This window comes from Micromonospora sp. BL1, from assembly GCF_003667485.1.
In the GTDB taxonomy this organism is placed as follows: Bacteria; Actinomycetota; Actinomycetes; order Mycobacteriales; family Micromonosporaceae; genus Micromonospora; species Micromonospora tulbaghiae.
On sequence record NZ_RCVK01000154.1, the window covers coordinates 1 to 16,308 of the forward strand.

Consider the following 16,308-nt stretch of genomic DNA (forward strand, 5'->3'; position numbering starts at 1 on the left):
TCGCCGGCACGATCAGCGCGAGCGCCGCGCCGACCGCCACCGTGCGCCGGCCGCCGGGCACCAGGGCGGTGACGCGGGCCTGGGCGGGGGTGAGCACCGCGGGGCGTTCGGGCCGCGCGGCGGTGTGCTCCGCGATCAGCTCGTCCAGCTCGGCCACGACCGCGGCGCGCTGCTCGATCGCGTCGGCGAACGCCAGCGTGAGCGTGAACCGGAAGTCTGCCGCCGCGCCGGTGGGCAGCAGCAACCCGGAGGTACGCCGCCGGTCCAGCACCTGGATCAGCGTGACCGGGGCGCCGGGGTCGTGGGACAGGCCGGTCATCCGGCCGTACGCCCAGTCGCGCCGGCCGCGTCCGCCGAGCAGCACCAGACGGCGGTTGGTGAGCACGGCCAGCCCGGCGTCGACCACCTTGACGCCCTCGGGGCGGCGCGGGCGCAACACGGGTGGGTCGGGGTCGACAGTCAGTTCGGGGGCGGGCAGCACGGCGGTGTGCCGCACCTCCACCAGTTGCGCGGCGGGAAGCGTCCAGAAGACCACCTCGCCGGGGGCCAGCTCCATCGGCAGGCCGACGCCCGCCTGGGCCGAGCCGTGGAAGGACACCGCGAGCGTACGCAGGCGGCGCAGCTCCTCGTCGCGGCGTCGCCACGCCTCGTCGGCCGCGCGGAAGGCCCGCTGCCGCCGCTCGTTCTGCCGGTGCGCCCACCGGTACCGCCATGTGGAACCCGTCGAATCAGTCTTCGCCACGCCGACTCCTCCGCCGCGCGAGCCCACCAATCGGGGTGTCATTCATGTCAACGGTGCGGCAGGGGTACGAAGACACGCGAAAGTCGCCAATTAGACCGATCGGCTGATTGACCGACACAATCGGCGGAAACTCCCGCGTCGATTCACGTTCCGTGCCACCGGCTCCCGGCGGTCCCGCTTCGTCATGCGGACGCGTGGACACGTCGGTAACGTCAGCCGCAACGGCGGGGCGGACCGCGGCCCCCGGGCGGCGAGGAGGTGCACCGGTGGGCGACCCGGCCGTGGTGGTGGGTGTGGACATCGGCACCACCAGTTCCAAGGCCGTCGCGTTCGACACCACCGGCCGGCAACTGGCCAGCCACTCGATCGGCTACCCGCTGGAGGAGCCGAACCCGGGCTGGGCCGAGCAGGATCCGGACGTGATCTACCAGGCCGTCCTCGGCGTGATCCGTGCGGTGGCCGACGAGCTGGGCCGGCCGATCGCCGGGCTGTCGTTCAGCACCGCCATGCACAGCCTGATCGGGCTGGACGCCGACGGCACCCCACTCACCCCGTCGATCACCTGGGCCGACTCACGGGCCGGCGCGCAGGCCGAGCGCCTGCGCGCCGCGCCGTCCGGGCTCGCCCTGCACCGGCGCACCGGCACCCCGGTGCACCCGATGGCGCCGCTGCCCAAGCTCGTCTGGTTCGCCGAGCAGGAACCGAAACTGCACGAGCGGGTCGCGCACTGGGTCGGCATCAAGGATCTCGTGCTGCGGCGGCTCGCCGACGCGCTCGTCACCGACCACTCGGTCGCCTCCGCCACCGGCCTCATGGACATCCACAAGCTGGCCTGGGACACCGAGGCGCTCCGCCTCGCCGGCATCACCGAGGAGCAGCTTCCCCAGCTCGTACCCACCACCCACGTGCTGCCGGGGCTCACCGCCGAGGCGGCGCGTGCCACCGGGCTGCCGGCGGACACCCCGCTCGTGGTCGGCGCCGGCGACGGGCCGCTGGCGAACCTCGGGCTCGGCGCGGTACGCCCCGGCGTGGTGGCCTGCTCGATCGGCACCAGCGGGGCGATGCGGGTGATGGTGGAACGCCCCGGCGTCGACCCCCTCGGCGGCGTCTTCTGCTACGCCCTCACCGAGGACCGCTGGGTGGTCGGCGGCGCCATCAACAACGGCGGGATCGTGCTCCAGTGGGCAGGCGACGCGCTCGCCCCCGAGCTGGGCGAGCACGCCGAGGAGGAGCTGCTCGACCTGGCCGCCACGGCGCCGGTCGGCTCCGGTGGGCTGATCATGCTGCCGTACCTGCTCAGCGAGCGGGCGCCGCACTGGAGCGCGCTGCCCCGCGGCGCGTACGTCGGGCTGACCCACGGGCACGGCCGGGCGCACCTGGTCCGGGCCGCGCTGGAGGGGGTCTGCCAGCAGCTCGCCCTGGTCCTCGCCTCGGTCCGGGCGGCCGGCAACGAGGTACGCGAGATCCGCGCCAGCGGCGGCTTCGCCCGCAGCCCGCTGTGGCGGCAGATCCTCGCCGACGCGCTCGGCATGCCGGTGCGTTTCCCGGCCGGGCACGAGGGTTCCAGCTTCGGCGCGGCCCTGCTCGGCATGCAGGCACTCGGCCTCATCGAGTCGATCGAGGTCGCCGCCGACCTGGTCCGGATCGAGGAGACGGTCCGCCCGGACCCCGCCTCCGCCGCCACGTACGCGGCCCTGCTGCCGCTGTTCTCCGAGCTGTACGACGCGCTCGTGCCGACGTTCGCGTCGCTGCGGCGGCTGGCACCGAGCCTTCCGCCGGAGCCACCACCCACCGCTCCTCCCCAGTGATCGCCCGTACCGGAGGCACGGACGACTACCGAAGGTCGTGATTGCCGTGGTCACACTGCTCGCCGCACCGGCGGAACCGCTCACGAACGCCGGTGACGCCCAGCTCGTCGCCGCCGCCCTGCTCGGCATCGCCGCCGTGGTGGTGCTCATCGCCTGGGGCAAGGTGCACCCCTTCCTGGCGCTGATCCTGGGTGCCGCGGTGCTCGGCGTGGTCGCCGCCGTACCCGTCGACAAGATCGTCACCTCGTTCAGCGGCGGCGTCGGCTCCACAGTGGGTGGCGTGGGTCTGCTGATCGCGCTCGGCGCGATGATCGGCGGTCTGCTGGCCGAGTCCGGCGGGGCGGACGGCATCGTGGAACGGGTGGTCGGCCGGGTCTCCGGCACCGCGCTGCCGTGGGCGATGGCCGGTGTGGCCGCGCTCATCGGCCTGCCGCTGTTCTTCGAGGTCGGCGTGGTGCTGCTGGTGCCGATCGTGCTGCTCGTCTCGCTGCGGGTCAATGTCCCGCTGATCAAGATCGGCATTCCCGCGCTCGCCGGCCTGTCGGTGCTGCACGGCCTGGTGCCGCCGCACCCCGGGCCGCTGGTGGCGATCGACGCGCTCGGCGCCAACCTGGGTCAGACACTGGCGCTGGGCCTGCTGGTGGCGATCCCCACGGTGATCATCGCCGGTCCGGTCTTCGGCAACTTCATCGCCCGGTACGTGCCGGCCACCGCCCCGGCCGCGCTGCTGCCGACCCGGCGCGACGGCGCCGACGACCGCAGCCCGACCCGGCCCGGTGACGGACGGCTCGACGCCGACGGCGACCTGGTCACCGAGGACGACCTGGTCAACCCGGGCACCGGACGGCCCGGCGGCGCGATCGACGAGCCGGCCGGGCGGCGCTCCCGCCGGTCCCCGGCGCTCTGGGCGGCTGTGGTCACGGTGCTGCTGCCGGTGGTGCTGATGCTGCTGCGGGCCATCGGCGAGCTGACGCTCGGCGAGGGCACCGCCGGCCGCAAGGCGCTGGACATCGTCGGCACCCCGATCATCGCGCTGCTCGCCGGCGTCATCTTCGCCATGATCTTCCTGGGCTACCGGTCCGGCTTCAGCCGTACCCAGGTCTCCGGCTTCCTCGGCGGCTCGCTGCCGCCGATCGCCGGCATCCTGCTGATCGTCGCGGCCGGCGGCGGCTTCAAGCAGGTCCTGGTCGACGCCGGCGTGGGCAACCTGGTCGCGGACGCCGCCGAGGGCGCGAACCTCTCCCCGCTGCTGCTCGGCTGGCTGGTCGCGGTCGGCATCCGGGTCGCCACCGGCTCGGCCACCGTCGCCACGATCACGGCCGCCGGCATCGTCGCGCCGCTGGCCGCCACGCTCGCCGGCCCCGAGGTGGCGCTGCTGGCGCTGGCCATCGGCTGCGGGTCGCTGTTCTTCTCGCACGTCAACGACGCCGGCTTCTGGCTGGTGAAGGAGTACTTCGGACTGACCGTCGGGCAGACCATCAAGAGCTGGTCGGTGATGGAGACCATCATCTCGGTGGTCGGTTTCCTCGGCGTCCTGCTGCTCGACGTCTTCATCTAGCGACGGTCAGGGAGCCTCGACGCCGGAGATCCGGAACTTGTGCACCTCGGCGCCGAGGATCTCCGTCACCTGCTCGGCCTCCGGTCCGGAGCCCCGGAACGCCAGCAACTGCTCGTCCGACTCCCACCGCTCGTAGACGTTGATCCGGCCCGGCTCGACCAGGTCCGCGCTGACCGCGAAGTCCACACAGCCGGGCGCGGCGCGGGCCGCGCGGACGGCGGCCTCGCAGGACGCCAGGTAGGCGTCCCGCCGGGCCGGATCGACGTAGAGCGTGCCGGCGACGATGAGCATGCCGGCCATCCTGCCACCGGCTCCGGGTCAGGCGCGGGTGATCGCGTTGGCGTGGATGGCCTCGTTCAGGTACGCGGCCATCCCGGGCCGCAGCGTCTCGAAGTACGCGGTGAACCGCGGGTCCGCCACGTACATGTCCGCCAGGCCGGTGTGCATCTCGTACGGGCAGTCGTACCACCACTTGGTGATGAGCTGCCGGTGCTCCTCGGCCAGCGCCATCGCCTCCGGACCGTCAGCCGGCGCGCCCGAGTCCATGAGCGCGACGAACCGCCGCCCCCAGTCCTCGTTCTCCGCCTTGTTGCGCAGCCAGTCCTCCTTCGAGTAGCGGCCCGCGCGCTCCTGCGACTGCCGGTACGCCTCGGTGTCACGCCAGCGCTGCTCGACCTCCTCGGCGTGCTCGTCCGGGTCGAAGTCCCCGAACACCTCGAACCGCTCCTCCGGCGTCAACTGGATCCCCAACGTCCTCGCCTCCATCGCGTGTTCGATCGCCGCGACCATCTCCTGGAGCTTCCCGATCCGCCCGGACAGCAACTCGTGCTGCCGGCGCAGGTGCGCCACCGGGTCGGCGTCCGGGTCGTCCAGGATCTCGGCGATCTCCTCCAGCGGGAACCCCAGCTCGCGGTAGTACCGGATGAGCTGCAACCGGTCCAGGTCGGCCTCGTCGTAGCGGCGGTAGCCCGCCGGCGTGCGCCCGCTGGGCCGCAGCAGCCCGATCCCGTCGTAGTGGTGCAGCGTCCGGACCGTCACCCGGGCCGCCCGCGCCACCTGACCCACCGTGTACGCCATGGTTCCCTCCCTTCCGCGACCAAGACTCCCGCCTCCCGCCGCGTGAGGGTCAAGCCGGCGGTGCGTACTCCGTCAGGTACTCGGCGTCAGTCACGACGAACTCGCCGTACCCGAACCGGTCGCCGAGCGCGACGAGCCGCTCGTACTGGCTGCGTCGGATCGGCCAGGAGCACCGCTGGGCGATGCGCAGGCACCAGCGGAGGGCCAGATCGGGCGAACAGGACCGGTTGCACCGGAGGAGGGCGTCCCGCAGCGCCCCGCCGGGATCCCGCGCGTCCGGCAGACCGTCCGTCAGCGCCTCGACCTCGCGAGCGACGACATCGGCCAGGCCCTGGTGCGGCGCCGAATCGGGCTCCGCACCGACCGAACCGTGCCGGGATAGCCAGTCGTCGCACTCTCGGACAATCGTCGCGAGCCAGTCCGGCCCGGACGGCCACGCGCCGTCCGGACCGAACCCGAAGGTGTGGTCCGACCCGATGCACCACAGCAGTTCGACCTCGGTGGGCGTGAGCCCGGCGCGCATCAGGAAGGCGTCACTGCGAAGCGCCTGCACCTCACGCGGGTCCGTCTCCGGCCCGAGAAGCCAACCGAGGAGTTCCAGGGGCGTCCCCTCATATCGCCAATCCTGGTGGAACCGAGAGACGAACCCGGTCAGCCCGAAGTCGAAGCTCGAAACGGAGGTCATCGGATCTCCCTGTCAGGGCAATGGATAAGCGGTGAAGACGTAATATCCGCCCGGCTCGCTCTTGTCACGCTTGAGAACGACGATGATTTCGTTGCTCGAGTCAGTGGGAGGAAGGTCCTTGCGGTAAACCTTCCCAAGAGATGTCCCGGCAGGGGCCACCGGCCCCTTGAGTTCAAGGTTCGGGCGGCCATTCTGGTTGTAGGTACGGAACCACTCCTGAAGCTTCTTGGGCGTCAGTTTCTTGGCGATCAGCTGATCGATCGCACGTGTCGCAACCTCCTCGCTTTGCCAAACCCCATGGATCGCCTTTTCGCTATTCGCGAGCTGTTGCGCCCTCGCCGGGGTCACATTGACGTGATCACTCAGGGTATGAGCCTGACCAGGATGACGGACCTCCACGCCGGCCAAGTCGCATGTCTGTGGAGTAGGCGGTGCGTTGTGGACCAGAACCTGCGTACGCCCCGCGACAATATAGTAGGTCTGCACGCTGGCGACGCTCAGGTTATACATCAGCTGGTTGCCGGTGAACGAAGTGACTCGTGCAACCGTCGGCCCGCTGCCCGCCGCAGTGTAGAGCCGGTCCCCTGTTCCCAACCGGGCCGCGTCCACCCAAGCGCCTCGGGTCGCATCCCAGAACGGATGTTCCTGGGTGGTATGCACCGTCGCGAGAGCACCGTTCGCTTCTCGGATCCGCACGTCCGTCAGTGTCATGTCCTGATTGCGGTGGAGCGCTACGACCTCCCGGCCACTGGTCCGGCCGCTAACCGGGTCGGTCGCCCTCACCCGGTCTCGAAGCCGTACCTGGCTGATCGGCTTCGTGCGCCCGTCCGCCATCACGACGCGCGTGTCGGCGGAGAAGCTGTTCTTCCGGCACGCCAGCTTGTTTATCAGCCAGCTACGCCGCGCCGCCGCAGTCATCTTGTTGCCCAGCAGGCGCATGACGGCCAGTTCCAGCATGACCTCGGGGTCCTGACGCGTGGACGGGTCTAACGCCATGACCGTCATGAGGGCGTTGAAGCAGCCAGGGATCAGAAGAGCGCAGGCATTCAGCGTCTTCTGATTCTCGCGGTCCTGTTCGAACTGCCGGCGCTCCTCCGGGGTGACAATCGTGTAACCGCACTGTTTCTGGTTCTCCGCCCAACTCCAACAAAGGATCTCGCCGTCCTCAGGACCTCGTTCCAGGCCCGGCAGGCTCGGGTAACACGACGGATCGGCACCGTATCCCGGCGGTCGGTCACACTTCTTCGGATCCTTGGTGGGCGGATTGTCGCGCCTGGACTGCTCCTCCGCATCGATGAGGTCCAGCGCGATGTCGTAGGCCTTGTCATAGTCGGCCTGCGCCTCAGCGGCACTCTTCTTCGCTGCAAGAGCGGATTGTCGGGCCTCGTCGGCCGACTGTCGCGCGGCGTCCGCGTGCTGCTTCGCCCGATAAGCGGAGTAGCGGGCATCTGCGGCGGACTGATCCGCCCGCCGCGCGTCCGCCTTAGCTGCGGCCGCCGCGTTGCGGGCGGTGGCGGCAGACTCCGCGGCTTTTTGCGCTGACGCTTTTGCCTGATTGGCAGAATCGCGTGCCTGGTTGGCATAGATGGTGGCCTGCCGCGCCGACTCCGCCGCCTGGTTCGCATACCCAGCCGCCTCGTCGGCGGCGTTGCGGGCGACAGCGGCAGCCTGAGCAGCTTCGTACGCGACCTGTTGCGCCGCGGCGGCTGCTTGCGCTGCCTGCGCGACAGCGGCATCGACCCGGGCCTGATGGGTAGCCAACAACCAGTCCCGGTCCTTGGCCTGTTCGTGGCCCGCACGGAGAAAGCCCCGCATCCAGGATTCCGGGCCTGCCAACGCGATCTTCGCGGCCGACGTCACCTCCGGCCCCGGCTTCGGGTCGGCCGACAGAATCCGTAGGATTTCAGCCCGCTCGTCGTGCGCTGCGGCCTCGTACTGGCCGCGTGTGAGGAAAGCGTGGCGGTCGGCGTCTGTTCCGTCCAACGCCTTCGAGGCCGCAGCATCGACCGCCGGCCCACCCGACGTCATCACCTGCAGGATCTTCGCCCGGTCGTCGTTCTCCTTACCAGGGTAGGAACGACTCGCCAAGAATTCCCGCACGCCGCTGATCGGGCCGTCGAGCACAGCCTCCGCGGCCTGGCGCAGCGCCGCCGGCTCACCCGACTCTGCGATGTACTCGACCCGAGCTCGGTCGTCCTGGTCTGTGGCCTTACTCAGCCCGTCGCGCAGGAAAGCGCGCATTCCCTCGGCGTCGGTCGTCAAGGCTTCTTCGGCAGCCGCCCTGGTCCACGGGCCACTGCTGGCGATCAACCGCAGTGCGGCCTCACGCCCCTTGGACAGCATGATGTCAACCGTCGCATCCGGCGCGCCTGCCGCTGCCAGCAACGCCCTTGTCTCGGCATCACGGCGAGTCTGCTCCGACGCGTCCCAGGCTGCCTTGGCCTGGATCTCCTGCTCCTGCTTCAGCGCCGATTCCGCAGCCTCGATTCCATTATCGGTGGCGACCTGCAGCCGCTCCTGTTCGGCGGCCGCGGCCAGCTGGGCAATGCTCTTCGCCTGTGCCGCTGCCGCACTCGAAGCGTTGGCCGCGACGATGGCCGCATCGGCATGTCGCCGGGCCTGCTCGGCCTTGTCCGCAGCCTGGCCGGCTTCGTCGGCTGCCTTGTTGGCTGCCGCAGCCGCCGCCTCCGCATGAGCCGCCGCGTTGCGGGCGGCTGTGGCTGCCTCTCCCGCCGCCTCAGCCGCCTTTGCAGCGAGCGCCGTAGCCGCCGCCGCTGCCCGGTTAGCCACGGCCGCCGCCCTGCGGGCCTGGGCTGCATTGCGCTTGGCGCGGTCGGCCTGGGCTCCGGCAGCCTGCGAGTAACCGCCTGCCTCATCCGCGGCGGCCGCGGCCGCATCAGCGTGGCCGCCGGCCGATCCGGCTGCGACCGCGGCCTGGCCCGAAGCCGTACCTGCCTTCTTCGCCTCCTCTGCCGCGGCAGCCGCTTTCTTGGCGGCCTGAGCAACGGTCAGCGCCGAGGCGGCCGCACTTCGCGCTGCAGCAGCCTTGTCCTTGTCCAGGGCCGCCCCGGACGCTTCTCTGTAGGCTCGGGCTGCGGCGTCTCCCGCGAGCACTGCCGCGCTGGCTGCCCGCACCGCCGCAGTAGACGCAGCACGAGCAGCAGCGTGGGCATCTCCAGCAGCATTGATCGCCACTCGTGCGGCCTTGGCCGCCTCCGCTGCGGCGTCGGCCGCTCTTCCGGCCGCCGCAGCCGCTTGGTCCGCCGAGTCCTTTGCTGCGGCCGTCTCGGCCGCTGCCTTCTGCGCTGCGGCCTTGGCCCGGTCAGCCGCCGCAACGGCCTGGGCCGAGGCCTCCTTGGCCGCCTCGGTCTCGGCAGCCGCTTCCTTGCCCGCCGCAGTCGCCTGCGCCGCCAGCTCCGAAACGGAGGTGAGTGTCTCGTCCCGCGCCGCGGCGACTTCAGCACCGGCGACGAGGAACTCATGGATCATGTCCGGCCCACCGTCAAGCGCGATCTTGGCCATCTCGCGCGTCGCCGGTCCACCCTTCATCATGATCGCCAGTGCACGAGCCCGTTCGTCTTGCTGCTGCGCCTGGGGAAGGCCGGTTGCCAGGAACTGGATGATCGCGTCTTCCCCGCCGTCCAGAGCCTGGCTTGCCGCCGCCTGGACGGCAGGGCCGCCGGCGGTCTTAGCTTGAAGGGCACGAGCGCGCTCATCCTGCACGAAGGCGCGGTCCCAAGTGCCGTACACAAACAGCTCACGATCCTCGTCGGAGCCGTCCAGTGCCGCACTCGCCGCTGCTCGTACGGCAGGACCGCCGGCGGAGAGCATCTGCAACACCCGAAGGCGGGTGTCGATGCTGGTCACGGCCGGAAGCTCGGTGCTGAGAAAATGCTGCACGTCGGCGTCCGTGCCCAACAGCGCCTTTCGGGCGGCGGCAGAGGTGGCAGGTCCACCCAGAAGGACGCTGTCCAGCACCTGGGCACGCAGCTCACGCATGCCCTCTGGAAGGACATCCTCTGCCTGGGCCGGGTGCGGCACCGAGAGAGTGGTGAGGACGAGTACAGGCACCGCGAGCGCAGCGACCAACCTTCGTGCGAACCGGGGCGCCGAGCGCCCGCTCAGTCGACGCAGCAAGTGGCAGTCCTTCCGAACGAGGGGATCCCGAGGAGGGCGATTTCGCCGCTACCGAACGGGGTTGCACGGACGCGCGGCGTGGCCCATCATCGCAAAGACTTTGATCGCGGTGTGTCCCGTCGGATGCCAGCCATCACCGTCTAGGTCGTTCCCTCGGACTGGAGTAGCCGTATGAAGTTGACTCGTAGCGCGCTCGGAATCAGCGCGTTCAGTGCCGTCGCCGTCGCCATCGGCACCGGCGCGATGATTGCCTCGGCTCCGGCCGAGGCCGCAATCGATGCCGACGCGATGCCCGCCATCGAGGAAGACTTCCAGTACCCCGGCGCCGATCAAATCCAGGGGATCCGCATGATCAAGGGCGACGGACACGTTCTCCACATTGAATGCGACCAGCCTGCGCGATCGATCGAAGTGTGGAGCTTCACCCGCATCACGCCATTCTGCTTCGAGGTGCGGGGCACCACCGGCTACGTCACCCTCGAACTGGCAGACGTCTATGGCATTCGCAACTACAACGACTTCGGCCTCGACGCCAAGGTAACTGTGTCCAACGTCGAAAAGTCAGTGGACGTGCCGGTGGACGACTGGGTTGGTGTAGGCGTCGGTGCTGATGAAGGACCGGCTGTCCTGCTCGAGATTCGGGCCTGACTCTCCTTCGACGTTCGCGAAGCGACTCGATGCGCTCCAACAGCACGAGTTGACGTCAAGCACGACGATATCGACGCCAACCGAGCGAGAATCGAATGTGGGGCCTCCAGGCAGCCTGGAGGCCCCACATTCAACCCTCGGTCAGTTGGTGACCTTCTCCTTCTCCGGGGCGGCGAAGGTCGCGTTCGGCGGGGTGCGGAAGGCGTGCACCAGGCCGGCGGCCGAGAGCAGCAGGAGCAGGCCCGCGCCGAGGTACAGGGCCAGGGCGCCCTGCTCGGCCTTGCGGCCGAACTCGCTGAAGCCGTACGAGGTGAGCAGCAGGCCGCGCAGCGTCTCGCCCTTGAACACGGTCTCCCGCTGGGCGGTCACCTCGGCGAGCTGCTTCTGCAGGTCGGCCAGGTTGGCGGCGTTGCTCTGCTCGGCCTGGGCCACCTGCTCGCGCAGCGCGGTCTGCGGCTCGCCCAGGTCGGCGTAGGTCTTGCCACCGGCCATGTTCTTCAGGTGCAGGCCGATGTACTCGTTGGCGTAGCACTCGGCCTGCTTGCCGGTGGTCATCTTCTGGCCGGCGTACTCGCGCAGGCAGTCCGACTTCTTCTCCTCGTCGGAGAGCTTGTCCGCCGGGGTGAAGGTGATGTGCTGCGCGCCGAGCTGGTCGCGTACGTAGTCGTTGGCGAAGTTGGCGTTCGTCGTCAGGACGACGCCGACGACGAGCAGCAGGACCGCCAGGCCCAGCCCACCGATGCTGAACAGCAGGTCGAGCGTCCGTCGCTTCATATCAAGCTCCCGTGTGGAGGGTGTTCGTCTTGTTGACGAGAACCATCATGGCCGCGGCGGACCGCCGGTGAGCAGGGTCGAATCCCCTGTCTGGTCCGGGACCTTCGGCCCCCGTGGACCCGGGCCGGTCAGCGCCCGGTGCCCGCGGCGGACAACGCGGGGAGCAGGTCCGGCAGGGCGGCCGGACGGCCGTACCGCCAGCCCTGGCCCTGCCGGCAGCCGATCGCGGTGACCGCCGCGTGCTGCGCGACCGTCTCCACGCCCTCGGCCACCACGGCCAGGTCGAACGCGCCGGCCAGCCGGTTCACCATCTCGACCGTGGCGTACGCGCGGGCGTCGCCGGCGTCCAGCCGGGACACGAACGACCTGTCGATCTTCAGCTCGGTGGCCGGGATGCGGTGCAGGTAGCTCAGCGACGAGTACCCGGTGCCGAAGTCGTCGATGGCGATGCGGATGCCGAGGTCACGTAGCTGGGACAACCGGTCGAGCACCGACTCGCTGCCCTCGATCAGCGCCGACTCGGTCAGTTCCAGGGTGAGCGCGCGGGGCGGCAGACCGGCCGCGCCGACCGCGCCGGTGACGGTGGCGATCAGGTCCGGCCGGCACAGGTGGGCGGCGGCGATGTTCACCGCGACTGTCACGTCCGGCGCATGCTCCCGCCAGGTGGCCGCGGCCCGGCACGCCTCGTGGATGACCCACCTGTCGATGGCCACGATCAGCCCGGTCTCCTCGGCCAGCGGCAGGAACCGCGCCGGGGTCAGCACGCCCAGCCGGGGATGCCGCCAGCGCACCAGCGCCTCGGCGCTGCGTACCGTGCCGGTGTCCAGGTCGACGATGGGCTGGAACTCCATCAGCAACTGACCCTCGTCCACCGCGCGCCGCAGGTCGGCGATCAGTTCGGCCCGGCTGACCGCCGACTCGCGCAGCTCCGGCGTGCACGTGCGGTACGCGGCCTTGCCGGCCGCCTTCGCCGCGTACATGGCGATGTCGGCGTCGCGGAGCAGGTCGGTGTGCGAGGTGTGCTGCGGCCCGTACTCGGCGATGCCGATGCTCGCCGACGGGTGGACGCCGAGATCCTCCTCGCCGGGCAGCGGTTCCAGGGCGGCGAGCAGCCGGACCGCGAGCCCTTCGGGCGACACCTGGCGTTCTCCGGCCACGAGCACCGCGAACTCGTCGCCGCCGAGCCGGGCGATCATCCCGTCCGGGCCGACCGCGTTCCGCATGCGCTCCGCGGTGGCGGTCAGCAGCCGGTCCCCGGCGGCGTGCCCGAACCTGTCGTTCACCTGCTTGAAGCCGTCCAGGTCGAGCAGCACCACGGCGACCGGCCCGCCACTGCGCAACGCGCGCCGCAGCCGCCGTACGAACGTCAGCCGGTTGGGCAGGCCGGTGAGCTGGTCGGAGTACGCGAGCCGGCGCAGCCGGCCGACCAGCCGCAGGTTCTCGTTCGCGGCCAGCCCCTGGCGCAGCGCCAGCACTCCGAGCAGGCCCATCATGCCGACGAAGACCACCTGCGGGGTCTGCCCGCTGGGCTGCCGCGACAGCAGGACCGCGACGATCGCACCGCCCACCGGCAGGTACGGCAGCGCGACCCGCCACCACGGCGGCAGCGGCGAGTCGACCAGGTCGTCCTCGCCGTCCCCGTCGTTCGGCGGCGGGTAGCGGGTGGCCAGGCCGACCAGCAGGTAGCTCAGCGGCCAGCAGACGTCGACCGGGTGACCCGGCGTGTAGTCGCCGCGCGCGACCAGCGAGACGTAGACGGCGTCCGCACCGGACCGGATCGCCAGGCCCGCACCGATCACGGTGAGCGCCCGCCACATCGGCCGGCCCGGACCGGCGACCGCCACCAGGATGGTGAGCTGCATCAGGTCGAACATCGGGTAGAGCAGCCCGAACGTCCGCATGGGGTCGGCCAGCTCGGCGTCGGTGATCCGGTGGAACACCACCACCCAGCCGATCGGGATGAGGGCCAGCCCGACGATCACCCCGTCGAGCAGGGTGCGGGCCCGGCCGATCACGCTGCGCGGGCCGGTGCGGGAGCAGAGCAGCGCGGCGGTGCCGGTGACGATGCCGGCGGCGAACAGGCCCGCCACCAGCGGCGTGTGGGGCAGGCCGAGACCGCCGAGCCGTTCCACGGTCCACACCGCACGGCCGAGCGCGGCGAGGGCCATGGTGGCGGCGAGCAGTTCCCAGAACCGGCGCAGCACGGCCGGCTGTCGTCGCGCCGCGCCGGCGCAGAGCACCGCCGCCCAGCTCGACACCGCCATCGCGCCGAGGTCGCTCACCAGTGCCGCGCCGGGCAGCCGGGCGGCCAGCCAGGCCATCTCGCCGAGTACGACGACAGCGGCCGCGACGAGTCCGACACGGCCGACGAGCGGATGACGGGCCGGTGCCGCGGCGGCGAGGCTCACGTCGTGCTGGGATACAACGATGCGCTCCGGCTCTCTTCCAGACGTGCACCCTCGACGACGAGGACCGGACGACGGACGGCGCAAGCCTAGTCAGCGCCGGGGACGGCCGCCAGAGTCCGTCGATGTCGGTCACCGGACGCGAATGCGGGCCGCCCCGACACAGTCGGCGCGGCCCGCATTCTCATCGGGTTCTGTCGGCGGTCACCAACGGCGCGTGCTGTCCGGCCAGGAGTCGTACGGCCGCGCGGAGAGGATCGGGTCCCAGCCGCCGCTGGCCGTTCCGGTCGGCGTGTACGGGGTCAGGTCGGCCCCACTGCCGTCGTACGGGGAGACGTCGAGGTGACCGGTCACGACGCCGTCGGCGTCCCGCCGGTAGTAGACCCCGTTACCCGGGGAGAACAGTGAGGTGAACCCACCCCAGCCGCTGCCGGCCAGATCAGAGCGCGTCCACTGCGCGGTGCCCTGGCCCATCTTGTAGAGGGCGAGCTTGTTGTCGTTGGTCGTGCCGACGATCCGGTCCTTGCCGGCGGTTGCCAGCGTCGGCAGGTTGAAGCCGTTCCCGCCGTTGTAGATGCCCACGTTGACGAAATCGCCGGCGACTGCCGGCTTCGCCTTGGTGACCGTGTACCGCCGCAGCAGTGAGCCCCCGGCGATGCCGTAGAGAGTGCCGAACCCGTCGAAGACCAGACGGTCGTGGGTCCATCCGGTGGTGCCGGCGCCGGTGATGGCGGTGCGCGTGAACGTCAGCGGCTGGGTGCCGGTGACGTCAACCCGGTAGGGGGTACCGCCGTCGGTCACCAGCAGGGTGTCCGAGTTGAGCGTGGCCAGTGCCTTCGGGGTGAAGCCGAGCGTCTCCTTGGAGACCGTGCTCACCACCTTCTGACCGGTGACCGGGTCGAGCGCGGTGTAGGAGAGCCGACCGTCCGGCCGCGTTCCGAAGACCGACACGACTCCGGTCCAGGGGCGGGCCGACAGCAGCACCTGGTCCCACCCGCTGGTGCTGACCGGCGTAGCGAGCTTCGTCAGGTCGGTGCCGCTGCCGTCCACCGGATTCGCGTCACGGAAGCGGTCCATCCCGCCGCCGGCCGTACGTGCGTAGTACCAACCGCCGCCGGGCGAGAGAACGTGGGTGTAGCCGGCCCAGCCGGTCGACGCCAGCGACTGCCGGTAGAAGGCCTCGGTGCCACCGCCGTTGATCCGGTAGGAGGCGAGCTCACCGCTGGAGAGGTTGCCCATGATCCGCCCCGGGGCGGGCGAGGTCAGCGACAGCTGGGTGAACCCGCCGCTTGCGACGACGACGGCTCGGCTGAGGTCGTCGCGGGTCGTCGGCTTCGGGGTCGTCAGCGTGCGACGGAGCAGCTTCCCGTCCCGGCTGTCGATGTAGTAGAGCGATCCGTGGCCGTCGTAGGTCATGTTGATGAAGGGGGACCAGCCGGTGTCCACCGAGACCGCCGTGAAGGTCAGCGGGTCGACGCCGGTGATGTCCAGCCGGTAGATGCGGCCTACGGTGTCGTTGAACAGGATCGTGTCGGCGTTCAGCGTGGCCATCGCCTTGGGCGTGAACCCGAGCGTCGCCGCCGACACCCGGCTGGCACGCAGCTGACCGCTGGCCGCGTCGATGACGGCGTAGGTGAGCTGACCGGCGGCGTTCACGCCGAAGATCTGCACGTCGCCGGTCTGCTCGCCGAACCATGCGCCGAGGTCGTCGACGCGGGTGACGGTGGCGCCGTCACGGGTCTCGGTTTCGGCCAGGCAGCCCTTCTGCCATGACGTGTTGCTGATCGCCACGAGTTGCGGCGCGCCGGCGACGACCCGGAACGCCGGGCCGCCGGCGTCGCCCTTGCACATGGTGGCCCCGGCCGAGGCGCCGACGACGTCGGCCGAGGCCGCGTCGACCGCCTGGACCGTGAAGTCAGCCGCGTGCAGCCGGTTGGGCACCCACTCCGTGGCGGTGCGCCCGTAGCCGGCGACGGTGAGGGTCTCGGCCGAGGTGGGTGCCGCGGTGGTCAGCGCCACCGGGGCGACGTCGGTGACCGGGTTGGCGAGCCGGAGCAGTGCCAGGTTGCGGTTCGGGTGGGGAGCGACCGCGACCACGGGCCGCTCCTGCCCGGCGCCGGTGGTCAGGTCGGTACGCCCCACGACGGCGGTGGTCGGACGGGCCGGAGCGCCTGCCACGACGGATGCGGCGCCGTCGGCTAGGCAGCTCTTGGCCGTGACCACGAAGTTCGGATCCACCAGCGCGCCGGTGCACGCACGCAGGTCACCGAAGATGATCTTCGCGGTGAAGGCGTAGGTGCCGTCGGGCACCGGGGTGGCACCGGCGACGGCCGAGGCTGTTCCCCCGCCGAGCAGGGTCGCCACGGTGACGACACCGAGCAGGGCTGCTCCCCATCGGCGGGCGTGGTGAATCGACAACGAATCCCCCGTTTGGTCACTGTGGACCGCGGTCACCGGTCCGGTCCCGCAGGATG

10 protein-coding genes and 1 pseudogene are annotated in these 16,308 nt (G+C 70.8%); 3 read left to right on the top strand and 8 right to left on the bottom strand.

Annotated elements, in window-relative coordinates; genetic code table 11:
* Window positions 1–742: pseudogene (locus EAD96_RS04900) on the bottom strand (hypothetical protein); the annotation flags it as partial.
* Between the two features lie 266 nt (window positions 743–1,008).
* Between EAD96_RS04900 and EAD96_RS04905 the strand changes: the two are divergent.
* Both EAD96_RS04905 and EAD96_RS04910 read left to right on the top strand, forming a co-directional pair.
* On the top strand, window positions 1,009–2,550 hold the full coding sequence (locus EAD96_RS04905; protein WP_121683432.1) for a gluconokinase: 1,542 nt from the start codon (window positions 1,009–1,011) through the stop codon (window positions 2,548–2,550).
* A 46-nt stretch (window positions 2,551–2,596) separates the two neighbouring features.
* Window positions 2,597–4,108 carry an SLC13 family permease gene (locus EAD96_RS04910; protein WP_121683433.1) on the top strand — a complete coding sequence of 504 codons (1,512 nt, stop codon included), beginning with the start codon at window positions 2,597–2,599 and terminating at the stop codon, window positions 4,106–4,108.
* 6 nt (window positions 4,109–4,114) lie between these two features.
* Here EAD96_RS04910 and EAD96_RS04915 read toward each other — a convergent pair whose 3' ends face one another.
* The 4 genes from EAD96_RS04915 to EAD96_RS04930 are packed head-to-tail and all read right to left on the bottom strand — an operon-like array spanning window position 4,115 to window position 9,869.
* On the bottom strand, window positions 4,115–4,399 hold the full coding sequence (locus EAD96_RS04915; protein ID WP_091418876.1) for a putative quinol monooxygenase: 285 nt from the start codon (window positions 4,397–4,399) through the stop codon (window positions 4,115–4,117).
* A gap of 27 nt (window positions 4,400–4,426) precedes the next feature.
* Window positions 4,427–5,185: a MerR family transcriptional regulator gene (locus EAD96_RS04920; RefSeq protein WP_121683434.1), complete on the bottom strand. Its 759-nt coding sequence runs from the start codon at window positions 5,183–5,185 to the stop codon at window positions 4,427–4,429.
* 49 nt (window positions 5,186–5,234) lie between these two features.
* Window positions 5,235–5,870 carry a hypothetical protein gene (locus tag EAD96_RS04925; RefSeq protein WP_121683435.1) on the bottom strand — a complete coding sequence of 212 codons (636 nt, stop codon included), beginning with the start codon at window positions 5,868–5,870 and terminating at the stop codon, window positions 5,235–5,237.
* A 12-nt stretch (window positions 5,871–5,882) separates the two neighbouring features.
* Window positions 5,883–9,869 carry a polymorphic toxin-type HINT domain-containing protein gene (locus EAD96_RS04930; RefSeq protein ID WP_147457840.1) on the bottom strand — a complete coding sequence of 1,329 codons (3,987 nt, stop codon included), beginning with the start codon at window positions 9,867–9,869 and terminating at the stop codon, window positions 5,883–5,885.
* Window positions 9,870–10,178: 309 nt separating this feature from the next.
* On the opposite strand from EAD96_RS04930, the gene EAD96_RS04935 reads away from it, so the two are divergent.
* Window positions 10,179–10,655, top strand: a complete 477-nt coding sequence (locus EAD96_RS04935; protein WP_121683437.1) for a hypothetical protein — start codon at window positions 10,179–10,181, stop codon at window positions 10,653–10,655.
* A gap of 141 nt (window positions 10,656–10,796) precedes the next feature.
* Here EAD96_RS04935 and EAD96_RS04940 read toward each other — a convergent pair whose 3' ends face one another.
* The 3 genes from EAD96_RS04940 to EAD96_RS04950 all read right to left on the bottom strand — a co-directional run bounded on the left by EAD96_RS04940 (window position 10,797) and on the right by EAD96_RS04950 (window position 16,252).
* Window positions 10,797–11,429: a hypothetical protein gene (locus EAD96_RS04940; protein ID WP_120571477.1), complete on the bottom strand. Its 633-nt coding sequence runs from the start codon at window positions 11,427–11,429 to the stop codon at window positions 10,797–10,799.
* A 128-nt stretch (window positions 11,430–11,557) separates the two neighbouring features.
* Window positions 11,558–13,750, bottom strand: coding sequence for a bifunctional diguanylate cyclase/phosphodiesterase (locus EAD96_RS04945; RefSeq protein WP_121683449.1), 2,193 nt, complete (start codon window positions 13,748–13,750; stop codon window positions 11,558–11,560).
* A 288-nt stretch (window positions 13,751–14,038) separates the two neighbouring features.
* Window positions 14,039–16,252 (bottom strand): tachylectin-related carbohydrate-binding protein, encoded by a 2,214-nt coding sequence (locus EAD96_RS04950; RefSeq protein ID WP_121683438.1) that lies wholly within the window; start codon window positions 16,250–16,252, stop codon window positions 14,039–14,041.
* Window positions 16,253–16,308 lie beyond the last annotated feature (56 nt).